This window comes from Sunxiuqinia elliptica, assembly GCF_900113005.1.
GTDB classification, from domain to species: domain Bacteria; phylum Bacteroidota; class Bacteroidia; order Bacteroidales; family Prolixibacteraceae; genus Sunxiuqinia; species Sunxiuqinia elliptica.
Window position 1 is genome coordinate 124,967 of sequence record NZ_FONW01000010.1, and the last position, 15,933, is coordinate 140,899.

A 15,933-nucleotide genomic window follows, 5' to 3' on the forward strand; every position below is an offset into this window, starting at 1 on the left:
TTTTTATCGTAATCCCGAATATTCTTGAAAATTATATGATTCTAAAGTACCTTGAAATTCCATTTTCAATAGCACTCCTCTTTATTTCTCTATTCTTCGTATATGTCAACCAGTTTAATACTAAACCCCAGTGTTGTATAAGGAGGAATCGTTGCATATCCTGCGGAACCATAGGCTAATTCCGAAGGAATAACAAACCAGCCCTCAGCTCCTTTATTTAAATGCATCAAGGCCTCTTCAAAGCCATCAATCAAATTACCTTCTTTGAACGTGAACCTCCAAACGCCACCTTCCATAAATTGAGATGAATCGAAAACCGAGCCATTATCAATTCTCATTCCCGTATATTCAATACCTATGGAATCACCATATTGAATATACTCTCCTTCGCCCTCTTCTTCAAGAATATAATAAACCCCCATTGAGGTTGTATCAATATCATATCCTCGTTCGATTAAAGTGTCTAAATACACTGACAGAAGTTCTGCCTCACGCTGTGGCGTATAGTTAATTGGTTCTTCCTCTATTGGGTCATCTAAACAAGAATAAACGCTGACCAAAAGCAATGCGATGGCTAAAAACTTTAATACTTTAATTGATTTCATAGGTTATATTGTATACAATTATCTGCTATCTAGTTTAATTCGTTTAATAGGCAATCTCTGAAAATACTGATATAGAAACAATTATTCCGATTTTGTTCTTATCAACTCTGCCTGATAGTCGGGCAATAACTCCCGGTATTTATCAAGCGTGTCTGATAATGATGCAAAAACCTCCCCTCCGGCTGCGTTGCAATGGCCTCCTCCATTAAAGTTTTTTGCAGCGAACTCATTTACAGCGAATTCCCCTTTCGACCGAAATGAAGCTTTCACCATGTCGTCCTTCTCGGTAAACAAGGTGCTGAAATGAATTCCTTTGATTGAAAGCGGGTAATTTACAAAGCCTTCGCTGTCACCGCGCACAAAGTTAAATTTTTTCTGGGTTTCTTTCGACAAAAACATCACTGCGGCATGATATTCAGGAAATACTTCCATGCACTCGTTCAAACAATAGCCCAACAAGCGCATCCTATCGGCAGAGTAATTGTCAAAAACCTGCGAATGAATGTACTCCTGGTCAATTCCATATTTCAACAATTCGCCTACTGTTTGGAACGTTTGCGGATCCGAAACATTGTAGTCAAACGAACCGGTGTCAGTCATGATTCCGCAAAAAAGCGCCTCTGCAGCTTCTTTATCAACATGCTCCTTAAATCCTGCTGCAGTCAACACATGAAATACCAATTCGGCCGTTGACGAACATTCAGGATGAGAAATTAGAACTGAAGGAAAATCCTGTGGATATGGATGATGGTCAATCAAAATGCTTGGCTTCGTATAATTCTCAATCAGCGACTTCATATCTCCCGTACGAGATAAATGATTAAAGTCAAGACAAACCAATAAATCTGATTCATCCAACAATTGAGCAGCTTTTTTCGAACTTTTTGAGTAATAGCTGACCTCATTGTGCCCGGTCATCCAGCGATAAAAACCAGGGTAGTCATTAACGCTCAAAACATTTACCCAGTGTCCTGCGTTTTTTAGCACACGAGCCATTCCCAAAGCAGAGCCAACGGCATCTCCATCGGGATTAACATGAGGCACAATAACAATACGCTTGGCTGATGTTCCAAGAAGTTCTTTAAAAGCTTTAATCGTCTCTATATTAAGTTCTTTCAAGATGTCTACTTTTTGATTCGAGTACAAATATAAAAATAATGCACCCCGGATTTAATTTTGGTTAATTTATTTTCTAAATTCGTTAAACCTATATTTACCCCTTAACAAACAACTCAAACATGAATGGTAATCAAACACTTACAATGATCAAGCCAATTGCTGTTGAACGCAACTACGTTGGCCCTATCATTCAAAAAATTACAGATGCGGGCTTCATAATTCGCGCCATGAAATTACTTCAATTATCTAAGAATCAAGCTGGTGATTTTTACGGAGAACACCGAGGTAAGTATTTTTATGAAGATTTAACAACTTTTATGAGTTCAGGCCCTATTGTGGCCATGATTCTTGAAAAAGAAAATGCGGTTGCTGATTTCAGAAAGTTGATTGGAGCAACCGACCCCGTTGAAGCAGAAGAAGGAACCATTCGTAAGCTATATGCAGAATCGAAATCGCATAACGCGGTGCATGGTTCTGATAGCGATGAAAGTGCAAAGCGCGAAAGTGATTTTTTCTTTTCGGCTGTAGAACGCTTCTAAGTACTACCGAAAAATAATTTCCTTAATAAGTTGCTCGCCCGCCTGTTCATTGAGTCGGGCTTTCAATTGTTCTTTCATCATAACCAACTCACTACGTAATGCTGGCGAGCTTGTTTTTACAAACAAAGTTCCATTACTGATTCGTAATGATTCGGTATAACGGGCAATCGTTTTACCGACAACCTGTTCCCACGAAGCAATTAGATCAACCTCAGTAAGCTTTTTTTGTAGCTTATTCTCTTCAATATAGTCTCGCAAGACTTCGCTTAATTTTTGTGTATTGCTTCGTCTCATTTTATGTCCTCATTTACGGAGCCTTCAACGACCTGAAAAATTTTGTAATCGGCCTCAATTTCCGTAATTATTTGATCTAGATGTTCTCTGTTTGTATCGGTTATAAAAATTTGTCCAAAATGATCATTAGCCACCAACTTCACAATTTGCTCCACCCGATTCTTATCTAATTTATCAAAAATATCATCCAACAACAAGATTGGCGTCATCCCTGAAAGCTCTTTAATAAAATCAAACTGAGCTAATTTCAAAGCCACCAGATAAGTCTTCTTTTGCCCTTGCGAGCCAAGCTTCTTAATCGGGTAATCTCCCAAGTTGAATAGAATATCATCTTTATGGATACCGACTGAAGTATACTGTAAAATGCGGTCTTTAGCGATTGACTCTTTCAGTAAACTTCCTAAATCATTTTCGTTCAATTTTGACTCATGGATCATTTCGATCCGCTCCTTCCCTGAGGAAATTAGTTCATAATACTGCTGAAAAATCGGCTGTAGTTTCTGCAGGTATTCTACCCGTTTTTCATGAATCAATTGTCCGTAATGCACTAACTGATCGCTCCAAACTTCCAGGCTTTCCTCGCTAAAAAATCGTTCGCTGGCAAACTGCTTCAACAATTTATTGCGCTGCAATAAGGCCCGGTTGTACCGAATCAAGTTATCAAGATAAACCTGATCGTATTGCGAAATGAGTCCGTCTAAGAAACGTCGACGCTCATCACTTCCCCCCATAATTAAGTTTATATCGGACGGGGTAATAATGATCAATGGCAACAATCCAATGTGTTCCGAAAGCTTCTTGTATTCCTTTTTATTCCGTTTGAAGTGCTTTTTCTGTCCTCGCTTTAAGCCACAGTAAATATGCTCATCTTGCTCCAGACGCTGATATTTCCCTTGAACAACAAAAAACTCTTCTTCATGGCGAATATTCAACCCATCGATAGCACTGGAAAAACTTTTACAGAACGATAAATAATAAATTGCATCCATCAAATTTGTTTTCCCGGCCCCATTATTTCCAATAAAGCAGTTCAAGTTTGACGAAAACTTTAAATCAGCTTCCTCAAAATTCTTAAAATTAACCAATGCCAAGTGTTGAATATGCATGTACAATTATTCTAAATATCAAGAAGCAAAACTAAGAAAATTACAAATCATGCCGGAATGCTTTTTGCCCCGAATGTCAACATCGCACCACTTTTTATTAACCAAAACGCCGATACCCCCTGTAATACAAGCAAAAACAGTACCTGTAATTTATCTAAAAGAAGCTAATAACAGCAACATGTTGATTAATATTAAATTTTATAAACTATTCCTGCTTTTTATTTTATAAAAAAGCATATTTTTGCGTCACAAATTTGGAATAACCTTTTTTAAGATGGTAAAGAATAAAGACAAAAAAGAACACGACAGCTTTTCGGAAGTAGAAAATACTTTGACAAAAACTGAGCAGTTAATTGAGGAAAATCAGAAAACTCTGACAATCGTTGTTGGTGTTATAGTTGCTATTGTTGTAGCTTATCTCGGATTTACCCGGTTATATATTCATCCACGCGAAACTGATGCTCAAGAGCAAATGTTCATGGCTGAACAATATTTTGAAAAAGATTCTTTCAATTTGGCCATCAATGGCGATGGAAACTATTTAGGTTTTCTGGATATCATTGATGAGTATGGAATGACTGATGCTGGAAATTTAGCAAATTACTATACCGGTATTTCTTACCTGAGATTGGGTGAATACGATTCAGCAATCGATTATTTAAGTTCATTCGACACAGAAGACCTACTTTTAGTTCCGATTGTAGAGGGAGCAAAAGGAGATGCTTATCTTGAGCTAGGAGAAACAGACAAGGCTTTAGCTGCATACAAAAAGGCTTTTAAAAGCACCGAGAATGAATTGACCAGTCCTGTTTACATGATGAAAGCAGCGAACCTGATGGAATCAGAAGGTCAACTAAGCGATGCGCTAAAATTGTACCAAGACATTAAAGAAAACTACCCATCAAGTGCCGAAGGCCGCAATGTCGCAAAATACATTGCCCGGGTTGAAATTAAACAAAGCAAATAATTTCTTGTTGAAATAATAGTACAAAGAATCCCCTCTTCAGGGGATTTTTTATTTTTGTAAAAAAAGAAGAAATATGGCAACAAAAAATCTATCAGCTTACGATATCGATTCAGTACCATCAGCTAAAGGATATAAATTTGGCCTAGTGGTAGCTGAATGGAACTATGAAATAACAGGAGCTTTAGCACAAGGTGCAATTGACACGTTAACCAAACATGGCACTGCAGAAGAAGATATTCAGGTGAAACATGTGCCAGGCACTTTTGAACTTCCACTGGGTGGGCAGTTTTTTGCTGAGTACACTGACGTGGATGCAATAATTTTAATTGGCTGCGTTATTCAGGGCGATACACGTCACTTCGACTTTATTTGCGATGGTGTAACTCAAGGAACAACAGATCTTAATCTGAAGTACAACAAACCATTCATCTTTGGTGTATTAACAACCAACAATGAACAACAAGCACTGGATCGCGCAGGCGGCAAGCTTGGAAATAAAGGTGATGAGGCTGCTGTAACGGCCATCAAAATGGTTGCTCTTCAAAATGAAATGAAAGCATAATTTGCACCCAAGCAAATAGGTACAAACAAACGACTAGCCAGAGGTAACTGCCTCTGGCTTTTTTATTCTCCCCGGTAAACCTCTGCTTCAATCTCAACAAGCAGCTCCCTACGACAAATATCAGCCACCACAAAGCTCATTGGAACATCATTAAAGTTTCGCAAACAAACGTCCCTTACCACAGGGATATCAGCTTGATGTTTGACATAGCAACGCAAATATGCAATGTATTCCTTCTCAAATTCATTAGCTTCATAATAACTCGAACTAGTATAGATCAATTCTTTCAGATGGTTAATAATCACTTTTGTTTGAGCGACAACATCGTTAAGATCCACTGTATCTTGTCCTATAATGGCTGCAGTTCCCGAAATAAATAAGCGTCCTTTCTGCTGAACCCGCATCAGTTTTGCTCGCTCAAATTGAGGAACTTGCTTTCTAGATCCAGTTCGAATTGAATCGCCAACTAAAACCTGCTGACTATAGCAATAGGCATCCTCCTGGCTTTGGTTTTTTACACTAAAAACAGAGCAGCCCTCACAACCATCCACCAGCATGCATTCAACGATCACTCCCCCAAACAGCTGCCCGATACCTGTTGCAGCCGGAAAACCATCAACCTTTCGGAACTGCTTGTAATATGTCGCACGCACATCATTAAACTGCTGATAGTTTTGGCGTTTTTTGGCTCCAACCTCTTGCAATCCGCAAATATCCTCAATATAATTCCATTGCCGAACGATAGCATCAAAGCTAAGCCCTATGGAGGCAAATGCTCTTTGCAACTGTTCAAATGCTTCCTTTGAGTTCTCTTCCGTCGTATTTCCTCCTTGTCCAATAGCTCCTCCAAACCAATACTCCGTATGACTTTTATATTGAATCTGAGTATAGCGTAGATTCTCCATCTCTCCGTACTTCAATTCAACATCTGTAGTATTGATCATTCCCACCTCAAACTCAACATAGCTTGGCATCTCTGGAGCCTCAGCAATAATTGTACATGGACCGTTAAATCGCTCTAGCGTCTTTTTAACTTCTCCAATATACCGCTCCAATTGCGCTTTGGTATTTACTCTAACAAAAACCCGTAGCATAAAGACCTGTTCATCTTCATGCTTTTCCAGATACCGCTGTAAAGCATTGATGCAATTCGCCAATTGCACTATAAAATCCCCGACAACAGTTGGTTTTAAATACCAATAATAGGGCTTGGGCTTAAATTGCTTCAGATTCTCAGGATGAGAAGCAAGTAGAACATCATTTTTCAAAATCAGGTTTGTTAGTTTATTCTCACCTTAAAAATACGAACTATTGGTCAAAAACAACATCTCATTTTGCGAATTAGCTCACGTAAAAAAATAAAAAGAGGAGGCCAATACGGCCTCCTCACCTTTTCTGCTAACTAAACTAAAACCTCAGTCACGAATATCATTTTCCTGGTCGCTTATCTCCTCCCCGTTTGTGGGGCATCCTCCGTTTTTCCATTCGATCTTCACGTTGCTTTTGCATTTCACCAAACTTCTTGGCTTGCTCCGGAGTCAACAGCGCCCGAATCTCTTGGTTTCGCTTGTCCATGTTTGTTTTCATCTTCTCCCGCAACTCCTTTCTATTATCTGCGGCAGCTTGCATTTCTTTGCGCAACTCCGTAAACGATTCCCAGTAATTCTCATTAATCGCTTTTAATTTGGCTTGCTGAGTTTCATCAAGAGCCAAAGCTTCAACCATTTTATTTTCGCGTTCTTCCGGGCTCATCCGTTGTCCCCTTTCTCCAGGCTGTGCCAAGCTAGTTCCAATGCTGGTAACTAAAAAAAACAATAATAACTGTATCCTCTTCATGTTCTCAAAGTTTTGATTTACATGCTTTAGACTTCAAAAAAAACAGATCGTTTAACTCCGGTCGTTTTCGTTCAAAGAAAGTTTCCACTATTTTTGCCGCAAAACGATTAGCATGCAAGCAATGATATTTGCCGCCGGACTGGGAACACGGCTGCAACCACTTACCAATAATACCCCCAAAGCACTCGTTAAATTGAACGGAAAAACGCTTCTACAACGAAGTATTGAAAACCTTCAACAACAAGGCTGTACTCGACTTGTAATTAATGTTCATCATTTCTCCGATCAAGTCATTCAGTTTCTTCGAGAACACCAAAACTTTGGCATCGAGATTTCAGTCTCTGATGAAAGTGGAGAATTGCTAGATACTGGCGGGGGACTTTGGAAAGCACAATCCCTTTTTAAGACTGACGAGCCCATCCTGCTAATCAATGTAGATGTGCTGACTAATCTTTCCTTTAAGGAGCTCATCAACTATCACGAAGTTAATCAATCAATGGCGACTCTGGTTGTTCGTAAGCGCAGAACCTCACGCTACCTTCTTTTTGATGGACAACAACAACTTTGTGGCTGGAAAAACATTAAAAATGGAGCGACCAAAGTGTCACGTCCCGACTCGTTTGAAGCTGCTACGCCCTATGCGTTTAGTGGAATCCATATTGTTCAGCCCAGTATCTTCCAACAGATTGAGGCAAGTGGCAAATTTTCAATTATTGACCTCTACTTAAAACTGGCCCAAACGCAAAGAGTAAAAGCTTTTATTGATTCTCAGTCCTTGTGGATGGATTTAGGGAAGTTTGAGCAAGTAACAGAAGCAGAAGAACTCATCAAAGCAATTGATAACAATAAAAGCTCCAAAGCCTAAAATAAACCACAGAACCTTCAATTCTTTTGACCCAACATTGGAATAATGCAGCATAAAAAAGCCGCTCCGGAAATCCGAAGCGGCTTGCATATCTTTAAGCAAAAACTACTCTGTTTTCGCAGGCTTTAATGTCACACTAAAATAACTATTAAAGTCGAAATACTCTTGAGCAGCCTGTTTGACAGTTGCAACATCAATTTCATTGACCAGCTCATCAAACTCGTCAAAGTTGCTAAAATCACCATCTTTATACATATAACCACTACTCAAAACGCTTAGCCAATAACCATTTTCGCGCAAATTAACTTCGCGTTCGCGATGCAATTTTTCTTTGGCTTTCACAAGATCATCATCCGTTGGACCATCAGTGCTGATTTTTTTGATTTCATCGAAAACGGCTTGCTGCAATTCGCTTACTTTCTCCGGAGCCGTTCCGTAATAAATCATAATTTCATATTTGGGTTCTGGCCATTTATCAACCGAAGGACGAGCTCCGATAGAATAAACACTGCTCTTATCTTCGCGAATAACTTCCAATAATCGAGTGCTTAATACTTTTCCTAAAGCATCAATCACAATTCGGTTCTTTCGCGAGTAGTCAAAATCGCCATGGAAAACGGTATAGTGAATACTCTTTTCTTCCTGTCCGCGATAAACTGTCTTTTCAACCACTCCTTCAGGTGCTGAAACATGCAGATCTTTCCAATGCTCATTTTTACTGGCAGTTGGAATGGAACCAATATATTTTTCTACCAATGGCTTAAACTGATCGAGGTCGATATTTCCGACAAAGAAGAATTTATAATCGCTGGCATCAGCAAAACGCTCCTTTGCAATTTCATAAATTCGTTTGGGATCAGCCTCTTTCAGGTAATCAACTTCCATGGTTCTTCTTCGTGGATGGTAGTTGTTTGCAACCACTTTGAACGTGTCACGGAAAGCAGCTTCAGGAGATGCCTTTTTATTCTCTAAAACCGCAGCCATGCGACTCATATAACTACCATATGCAGTCTCATCAACCCGTAAATCAGTGAAGTACAGGTAAAGCATTTTAAACAGCATTTCAATATCTTTCTTCGAAGAGCTTCCTTTAAAACCTTCGGTTAACTCGCCAATATAGGGAGAGATATTAAAGACCTTTCCTGCTAATAACTTGTCCAATGCAATTTGATCAAAATCACCGATACCACTCATGGCAACAATGGTTGACGCCAAGTCTGCAGAAATATCATCAGCTTGTCCGTAAAGCGAGTTTCCTCCCAAACTGTATGCAGAAAAGAGAATCTCATCATCTTTAAACTCTGTTGATTTGACAACTACCGTTGCTCCGTTTTGCAATTTCCACTCCACCGCGTCAATATCGTCCAGTTGCTTTGTTGCCGCGATTGAAGATCCGGGCAATTCTCCTTCGATCAAAGGCTTATCAACAACGTTGTCCTGATAGGGCTCAACCGCTATCGTTTCTACTTCATCAAGCAATGCAGAGATTGCCTCTTCGCTAGGAACTTCGACGCCTTCAATTTCAGGTGCTGTTACAATAACCACCCGATTTTCATCGATAATCCACTTGTTTGCTAACGCATTCACCTCCTCAAGTGTTATCGAAGGCAATAACTGCTTGTAATAGTTAAACTCATTTTCAATGCCGGGGAAAGGCTCCTGTGTCATCAAAAAGTTTCGCTTATACTCATTCGCATAATTGATTGACTTTTGCTTATCCCGTTCGTTGTACGCTTTTTCAATCGACGCCAGCATGGCTGTTTTTTGCCGCCCGAATTCTGTTGCGGTAAAACCATATTTTTTTACTCGCTCATTTTCAACCAATACTGCTTTTATGCCGGTATCAATTTTTCCGTTTTGAGCAACAGCAACCGACGCATAAACACTTGTCGGGCCAAACAACTCATCGTAACTGGAAGAAGCAAAAACAAACGGAGGATTTTCCTTTTGAGTTAGCTCCTGCAAACGGTTATTGATAATACCATTGAAAATAGATGCTTTGATGGACTCGCGATAATCGCCAATTGTTTTATTAACCACCAACGGATGCTTATAAAACACCTGTGCAATAGGATACTGTGCTTCCTTGTCAGTAACCACTTTCACAAAAGTCTCTTTATGCCCCGGTATGTCATAATACTTCTTCTCTCGGGCATTCTCAGGTGCTGGAATTTGAGAAAACAATTCCTTCACTTTGTTGGTCATTGCCTGCTGATCAAAATCACCCACCACAATAACAGCTTGCAAGTCGGGACGATACCAATCAGCACGATAACGGCGTAAAACTTCCGGTTCGAAGTTGTCGATAATATCAATTTTACCGATTGGCAATCGCTCTGCATAACGGCTGTTATGCAAGAACACTGGCAACCATTCTTTCATCATCCGTTCGCTGGCACCACGACCACCACGCCATTCTTCATGAATAACACCGCGTTCTTTATTGATTTCTTCATCGGAATCGGTTATCTGGCTAGCCCAATCATACAGCACCATCAAGCCTTTATCCATATACTCAGTACTATCCAACGGAACCTTGATCATGTAAACCGTTTCATCAAAACTTGTATAGGCATTGATTTCCGGACCAAACTCCATCCCGATTGACTCTAAATAACTGATTAGCTCATTTTTGGGAAAGTTCTTTGTACCGTTAAAAGCCATGTGCTCCGCAAAGTGAGCCAATCCTTGTTGATCATTGTCTTCATCAATTGATCCGGCTCGAACAACAAGAAACAAATCTGCTCTATTCTTCGGATTACTGTTGGCCCGAACATAATAGGTCATGCCATTTTCCAAAACTCCTTTGCTAACTGCAGGATCTTCGGGAAGTGGACTCGTGAGATCCAATCCCGTTTGAGCCGTACTAATCAGCGTAAATAACACCAATAAAATACTGAGTAATTTTCTCATGTTTGTTACATTTATTTTTGTAGAATTTGTAGCTTTTTTCTCGCTTACATTACAACCAGAGGGGTTGATTCTTAATTAACTGCTGACTAAAATACAAAATAATTTTACAATAAATTATTACTTTCGATGTTGTTTAAATTATTTTTCAAAGCTCGCCCCCATCCTTTCAATCTTTGCAATCATTCTTATTTTCAATTTATTTATAACAAAAAAGGCACCCGAACCGGATGCCTTTCATAATGCTTGATGTATATCTTAGTTTACCATGCAAACAATGGTAAATCGTTCATCATTTTATTAACTTTTTCGCGTACTGCGGCAATTGTTGCTTCATTCTCAACATCACTCAATACTTCATCAATCAAGTCAACAATAACGGGCATTTGATCTTCCTTCAATCCACGAGTCGTAATTGCAGGAGTTCCAACACGCAATCCTGAAGTTGTGAATGGTGAACGGCTATCAAATGGCACCATGTTTTTGTTAATGGTAATATCGGCCTTAACCAAAGTATTTTCAGCGACCTTACCAGTCAATTCAGGGAATTTTGTACGTAAGTCAATCAACATACTGTGATTATCCGTTCCTCCTGAAATCACTTTGTACCCCTTATCAACAAACGCCTGCGCCATCACCGCTGCGTTCTTTTTAACCTGAGCTTGGTACTCTTTGTACGAAGGATCCAAAGCTTCGCCAAAAGCAATTGCCTTAGAGGCAATAACATGTTCCAGCGGTCCACCTTGCTGACCTGGGAAAACGGCAAAATCAATAACTGCCGACATCATTTTAGTAACACCTTTTGGGGTTTTGTATCCAAACGGATTTTCAAAATCCTCTCCCATCAGAATGATCCCTCCGCGTGGTCCGCGCAGTGTTTTATGGGTTGTTGAAGTTACAATGTGCGCATGTTTTACTGGATTTTCCAGCAAACCTGCTGCAATTAAACCTGCAGGGTGAGCCATATCTACCATAAACATAGCACCCACTTCATCAGCAATTTTACGCATGCGAGCATAATCCCACTCACGAGAGTATGCCGAAGCCCCACCGATGATCAGTTTTGGTTTGTGCTCGCGAGCCAAAGCTTCCATTTCGTCATAATCAACCAAGCCGGTTTCTTCTTTTACATGGTAAGCAATCGGTTCGTATAAAATACCCGATGAATTAACAGGTGAGCCATGAGAAAGGTGTCCTCCGTGCGAGAGATCAAGTCCAAGGAATTTATCTCCAGGATTCAAAATAACGCTTAAAACGGCAGCATTGGCCTGAGCTCCTGAGTGTGGCTGCACGTTCGCATAAACTGCTCCAAATAATTCTTTTAAACGATCAATAGCCAATTGCTCAGTTTGGTCAACACACTGGCAACCGCCATAATAGCGTTTCCCAGGATAACCTTCGGCATATTTGTTAGTCATTACAGAACCCATTGCTTCCATTACTTGCTCACTTACAAAGTTTTCCGAAGCAATTAATTCGATTCCGCTCAACTGTCGTTGGCGTTCTTTTTCAATAATGTCAAATACAAGTTGATCTCTTTTCATTTGTGTATAAATGTTGGATGTTATAACAAAACTAATCATTGCCATTGCGGCATTTTGGTCAGATTAACCTCTGTGTTCTCTCATTAATCTGAATTTTCCTTTTCCAATTGAAAAGAAAGCGTAAAGGTATAACTTTTTACTGCGATCAAAAACGAATAAAAATCAACAAATCGGCATTTTTGTTAACTCTTAACATTAAAAAAGGTCTTTTTCTCTAATTCTTTTCCTTCTCCAATTTCAGAGCATTTCTCAAGCTATGCAGAAACAAAACACCGCTTAAAACAGTATCACCAATTAAAAGGGACACAAAATTTAGCGTTTTAATTACAGAGCCTCTCAACGACTCAACCTATAACGAGGAAGATTTACTCCCAAAATAGGAAAGAGTACTATGCACCTACTTAGTCAGTATTGTCTTGATAAAAACTGTATGTTATGCCAATCAAAAAACTGAAAAACTACCTGGACGAAAACAACATTGAGTACATTACCATTAGGCACTCATTAGCGTTTAATGCCCAACGTGTAGCAGCTACAACACACATTCCCGGGAAAGAGCTTGCCAAAACAGTCATGATAAAATTGGATGGGAAAATGGCTATGGCTGTATTACCCGCTTCTTATCGCGTAAGGCTGGATGTGTTGAAAGAACTGACCGGAGCAAAAACAATTGAACTTGCCAATGAAATGGAATTCAAATATTTGTTCCCTGAGTGCGAAATTGGAGCCATGCCTCCTTTTGGCAACCTATACGACATGGAAGTATTTGTTGCAGAAAGCTTAGCAGAAGATACTGAAATTGCTTTTAATGCCGGCACCCATGTGGAATTAATAAGAATGGCCTATGCCGATTTTGAACGCTTGGTACAACCCGTTGTACTGGCCTTTTCAACGGCACTTACAAGTTAAACTCGTAAGAAAAGAAACCCAACAATTCTTTCTATTTTCAGAAGCCTTCAGATTTGGAGGTTTCTTTTTTTTATGTGACTTTAGCAGCCTAGAAAAAATATGTAGAATGGATAGTTCAGAACGCCCATTACTTTTAAGTTCAGCAATAGCATTAAGTAAACTTGGCAGCGGTTTAGCGACAATCGCCTACCTGGGAGCTTTTATCTTTTATCAGCGTGCCCTTCTTTGGATTGAAAAATTAACCAATTCTCAAACGCCTGAGATGCTTGACCAGTTTTACATCCTGGCAATGGCTGCCATCAGCTTTGTTTCACTTTTAGGCGTTATCAAGATGGGGAAAAGCAAAAAATCAGGTTTTTTCTTTTATCTAGCAGCACAAATAAGCCTTATCGTTGTTCCGGTAATTCACATTGGGACAAACGCTTTTTCAACAACAAATCTTATTTTCACGCTCATTTTCATCGCTATTTACTCTTCTTTTTATAAATCTTTTAGCTCATAAAAACAAGTTCTTTTAAAGGCAATAGTTCACCTGGATTTTCGACAAGCTTTACGCTCTAAAAATCCCAGCTTAATGCACAGGCATTGTCAATCAACACATATGTTTAGTGTGCCATCTACACTATTTTCTGAAACATTTTGCGACTACTTGAATGACTCTGTTCCGGCTACCGAAAAAAAAGAGCTGGAACGTAAATTTAACCCCAAAGGTAGCTGACGCAACATTCGCTACCTTTTGCTATTCATCATTTTCCTGTTAGCCTCTTTTGTCTTTATTTCGCAAGGCATATCCATTGAGAAAGTTATTGGAATATTAGCCGGCATTTTGGCTCTTTTCACTGGAATGATGCGTGTTTTTGATTACAACGCCTTCAAACCAAGCTCTGGGTAAACACCTCTAATCATAAGAGAATGTCCTTACCGTATTTCGATAAATTGAGAATACTTTTGCCCGAGAAATAAATCCGATGTATTTTCCTTGGTCAATCACTGCCAAGTTAAAGCGGCCACTGGTTTCAAACTTCTCAGCAACCACATGCATCGAGTCTTTTGGCGAGATATAGTATTCAGGCATGTACATTAAATCTTTAACATGAATCTTATCATATAATTCCTGTTTAAAGATCAAATTCCGAATGTCATTCATTTTAACCATTCCCTTCAGCATACCATTATGATCTACAACAGGAAACAAGTCGCGCTTCGATTTCGAAATCGATTTCACTAAGTCGCCCAGCGTTGCTTCCGGATCAATAATTTTAAGGTCAGTTTCAATCAATTCACCAACCTCCATGAAGTGCAATACTGCGCGGTCTTTGTTATGCGTAACCAGTTTACCATCTTCAGCCAATCGTTTGGTATAGATTGAATGTGGTTCAAAGCGCATAATCGTTATATAGGCTGCCAGGGCCGCAATAATTAAGGGGAACAACAACTCATAGCCCCCGGTTAACTCTGCGGTCAGGAAAATTCCGAGTAGCGGAGCATGCATTACACCTGCCATCATCGCCCCCATGCCTGCCAACGCAAAATTATCCAAGGGTAAGTGTAAGCCAAATACCAAATTTAGCGTATAAGCCAGAAAATAACCACCAACTGCTCCGACAAACAAAGTTGGTGCAAAAATACCTCCAATTCCTCCACTTGCCGTGGTAATTGCCATAGCCACTACTTTTACCAGCAATAGTGCCATTAGAAAAGAGGCAAAAAACCAAGGATTATCACCAAAGTCATAGAACAAGGAATTATCAAGTAAGTTATGTCCCATATCATTGAACACCTTATTGATTGATGAATAACCTTCTCCCCAAAGTGGCGGAAACAAAAAGATCAGCACTCCTAAGGCAATACCTCCATAAATCAACCGAACAGACTGCTTTTTGATACTCTTCATCTTCTTTTCAACTGACATGGCAACCCGAGTAAAGTACAAGGATAAAAAACCAGCAAATACTCCGGCTAAAATGTAATAAGGAATCTGCACCGCCTCAAAGGTATGAATGACACTAAATTTGAATAAAACAGCATCACCCATAAAGTAATAAGCAATCACTGCAGAAGTGATACCCGAAATCAGAAGTGGTACCAACGAAGCCATGGTCAAATCGAGCATCAATACTTCCAAAGTAAAAACGACTCCGGCTATTGGAGCTTTAAAAATTCCAGCTATAGCTCCTGTTGCCCCACACCCAATCATAAGCATTATCTCAGCCTGATCAAGTTTGAAAAAACGAGCCAGATTCGACCCAATTGATGCTCCCGTCAATACAACCGGTGCCTCCGCTCCAACTGATCCACCAAAGCCAATGGTAAAGCTACTGGTTATCATTGACGAGAAGGAGTTATGTGGTTTGATTTTCCCTTTGTTCAACGATATTGCCGCCAAAATTTTCGAGACACCATGACTTAAATCGTCCTTTACCAAATAACGAATAATTAGAACCGTAATCAGGATGCCAATCAACGGGAAGGCTAAAAACCAGTAATTCCCACTCGAAATTACAAAGTACCCCACTAATCGCTCTCCAATAAAGTGAATCAGATTTTTCAAGATTAGTGCAGCAATCCCACTAACTACACCAATAATGAAACTAATCCAATACAGCTTTTTCTTACCCATCAGCTGTTTCGCCAATGAACTCAAATTCAACTTATCAATCCCCAACATTGTATTTTT

The 15,933-nt window shown here is 39.6% G+C and carries 15 protein-coding genes; 6 read left to right on the top strand and 9 right to left on the bottom strand.

The genetic code is table 11. The features are described from left to right. Positions 1–89: 89 nt before the first annotated feature. Positions 90–605: an FKBP-type peptidyl-prolyl cis-trans isomerase gene (locus BM156_RS16240; protein WP_093920952.1), complete on the bottom strand. Its 516-nt coding sequence runs from the start codon at positions 603–605 to the stop codon at positions 90–92. Between the two features lie 81 nt (positions 606–686). Beyond that, the gene (locus BM156_RS16245; RefSeq protein ID WP_139218313.1) at positions 687–1,724 is read right to left on the bottom strand and encodes a DHH family phosphoesterase; all 1,038 of its coding nucleotides are present in this window, start codon (positions 1,722–1,724) and stop codon (positions 687–689) included. A gap of 119 nt (positions 1,725–1,843) precedes the next feature. Between BM156_RS16245 and ndk the strand changes: the two genes are divergently transcribed. Then, on the top strand, positions 1,844–2,263 hold the full coding sequence (gene ndk, locus BM156_RS16250; RefSeq protein ID WP_093920954.1) for a nucleoside-diphosphate kinase: 420 nt from the start codon (positions 1,844–1,846) through the stop codon (positions 2,261–2,263). Positions 2,264–2,266: 3 nt separating this feature from the next. Here ndk and BM156_RS16255 read toward each other — a convergent pair whose 3' ends face one another. Then, positions 2,267–2,557 (bottom strand): DciA family protein, encoded by a 291-nt coding sequence (locus BM156_RS16255; RefSeq protein ID WP_093920955.1) that lies wholly within the window; start codon positions 2,555–2,557, stop codon positions 2,267–2,269. Beyond that, complete coding sequence (gene recF, locus BM156_RS16260; protein WP_093920956.1) at positions 2,554–3,663, bottom strand: DNA replication/repair protein RecF; 1,110 nt, start codon at positions 3,661–3,663, stop codon at positions 2,554–2,556. Before recF ends, BM156_RS16255 begins: the two co-directional genes overlap by 4 nt. 274 nt (positions 3,664–3,937) lie before the next feature. Here recF and BM156_RS16270 point away from each other — a divergent pair, with 274 nt between their 5' ends. Continuing rightward, on the top strand, positions 3,938–4,630 hold the full coding sequence (locus BM156_RS16270) for a tetratricopeptide repeat protein (RefSeq protein ID WP_093921011.1): 693 nt from the start codon (positions 3,938–3,940) through the stop codon (positions 4,628–4,630). A 73-nt stretch (positions 4,631–4,703) separates the two neighbouring features. Continuing rightward, positions 4,704–5,192: a 6,7-dimethyl-8-ribityllumazine synthase gene (ribH, locus tag BM156_RS16275; protein WP_093920958.1), complete on the top strand. Its 489-nt coding sequence runs from the start codon at positions 4,704–4,706 to the stop codon at positions 5,190–5,192. Positions 5,193–5,254: 62 nt separating this feature from the next. On the opposite strand, the gene BM156_RS16280 is transcribed toward ribH, so the two are convergent. Together BM156_RS16280 and BM156_RS16285 are read right to left on the bottom strand one after the other, a co-directional pair. Then, on the bottom strand, positions 5,255–6,460 hold the full coding sequence (locus BM156_RS16280) for a chorismate transformation FkbO/Hyg5 family protein (RefSeq protein ID WP_093920959.1): 1,206 nt from the start codon (positions 6,458–6,460) through the stop codon (positions 5,255–5,257). A 160-nt stretch (positions 6,461–6,620) separates the two neighbouring features. Continuing rightward, positions 6,621–7,028 (bottom strand): Spy/CpxP family protein refolding chaperone, encoded by a 408-nt coding sequence (locus BM156_RS16285; protein ID WP_093920960.1) that lies wholly within the window; start codon positions 7,026–7,028, stop codon positions 6,621–6,623. A gap of 112 nt (positions 7,029–7,140) precedes the next feature. Between BM156_RS16285 and BM156_RS16290 the strand changes: the two genes are divergently transcribed. Next, entirely contained in the window at positions 7,141–7,893 is a 753-nt protein-coding gene (locus BM156_RS16290) for a nucleotidyltransferase family protein (protein WP_093920961.1), read from the top strand. Between the two features lie 105 nt (positions 7,894–7,998). Here BM156_RS16290 and BM156_RS16295 read toward each other — a convergent pair whose 3' ends face one another. After that, a complete protein-coding gene (locus BM156_RS16295; protein WP_093920962.1) occupies positions 7,999–10,806 on the bottom strand; it encodes a M16 family metallopeptidase in 2,808 nt (935 codons plus the stop codon). A gap of 260 nt (positions 10,807–11,066) precedes the next feature. Further along, positions 11,067–12,347, bottom strand: a complete 1,281-nt coding sequence (glyA, locus tag BM156_RS16300; RefSeq protein WP_093921012.1) for a serine hydroxymethyltransferase — start codon at positions 12,345–12,347, stop codon at positions 11,067–11,069. A gap of 435 nt (positions 12,348–12,782) precedes the next feature. Between glyA and BM156_RS16305 the strand changes: the two genes are divergently transcribed. Next, complete coding sequence (locus BM156_RS16305) at positions 12,783–13,256, top strand: aminoacyl-tRNA deacylase (protein WP_093920963.1); 474 nt, start codon at positions 12,783–12,785, stop codon at positions 13,254–13,256. Continuing rightward, the gene (locus BM156_RS16310; RefSeq protein WP_139218314.1) at positions 13,192–13,758 is read left to right on the top strand and encodes a hypothetical protein; all 567 of its coding nucleotides are present in this window, start codon (positions 13,192–13,194) and stop codon (positions 13,756–13,758) included. Before BM156_RS16305 ends, BM156_RS16310 begins: the two co-directional genes overlap by 65 nt. A 396-nt stretch (positions 13,759–14,154) precedes the next feature. Here BM156_RS16310 and BM156_RS16315 read toward each other — a convergent pair whose 3' ends face one another. Then, the gene (locus tag BM156_RS16315) at positions 14,155–15,924 is read right to left on the bottom strand and encodes a chloride channel protein (protein WP_093920965.1); all 1,770 of its coding nucleotides are present in this window, start codon (positions 15,922–15,924) and stop codon (positions 14,155–14,157) included. Positions 15,925–15,933 lie beyond the last annotated feature (9 nt).

What these genes read in the sequence shown, in the direction of transcription:
- BM156_RS16290 (WP_093920961.1), top strand. Translation starts at nt 7,141, where the DNA reads ATGCAAGCAATGATATTTGCCGCCGGACTGGGAACACGGCTGCAACCA.
- recF (WP_093920956.1), bottom strand. Translation starts at nt 3,663, where the DNA reads ATGCATATTCAACACTTGGCATTGGTTAATTTTAAGAATTTTGAGGAA.
- BM156_RS16315 (WP_093920965.1), bottom strand. Translation starts at nt 15,924, where the DNA reads ATGTTGGGGATTGATAAGTTGAATTTGAGTTCATTGGCGAAACAGCTG.
- BM156_RS16305 (WP_093920963.1), top strand. Translation starts at nt 12,783, where the DNA reads ATGCCAATCAAAAAACTGAAAAACTACCTGGACGAAAACAACATTGAG.
- ribH (WP_093920958.1), top strand. Translation starts at nt 4,704, where the DNA reads ATGGCAACAAAAAATCTATCAGCTTACGATATCGATTCAGTACCATCA.
- glyA (WP_093921012.1), bottom strand. Translation starts at nt 12,347, where the DNA reads ATGAAAAGAGATCAACTTGTATTTGACATTATTGAAAAAGAACGCCAA.
- BM156_RS16270 (WP_093921011.1), top strand. Translation starts at nt 3,938, where the DNA reads ATGGTAAAGAATAAAGACAAAAAAGAACACGACAGCTTTTCGGAAGTA.
- ndk (WP_093920954.1), top strand. Translation starts at nt 1,844, where the DNA reads ATGAATGGTAATCAAACACTTACAATGATCAAGCCAATTGCTGTTGAA.
- BM156_RS16295 (WP_093920962.1), bottom strand. Translation starts at nt 10,806, where the DNA reads ATGAGAAAATTACTCAGTATTTTATTGGTGTTATTTACGCTGATTAGT.
- BM156_RS16255 (WP_093920955.1), bottom strand. Translation starts at nt 2,557, where the DNA reads ATGAGACGAAGCAATACACAAAAATTAAGCGAAGTCTTGCGAGACTAT.
- BM156_RS16310 (WP_139218314.1), top strand. Translation starts at nt 13,192, where the DNA reads ATGCCGATTTTGAACGCTTGGTACAACCCGTTGTACTGGCCTTTTCAA.
- BM156_RS16240 (WP_093920952.1), bottom strand. Translation starts at nt 605, where the DNA reads ATGAAATCAATTAAAGTATTAAAGTTTTTAGCCATCGCATTGCTTTTG.
- BM156_RS16285 (WP_093920960.1), bottom strand. Translation starts at nt 7,028, where the DNA reads ATGAAGAGGATACAGTTATTATTGTTTTTTTTAGTTACCAGCATTGGA.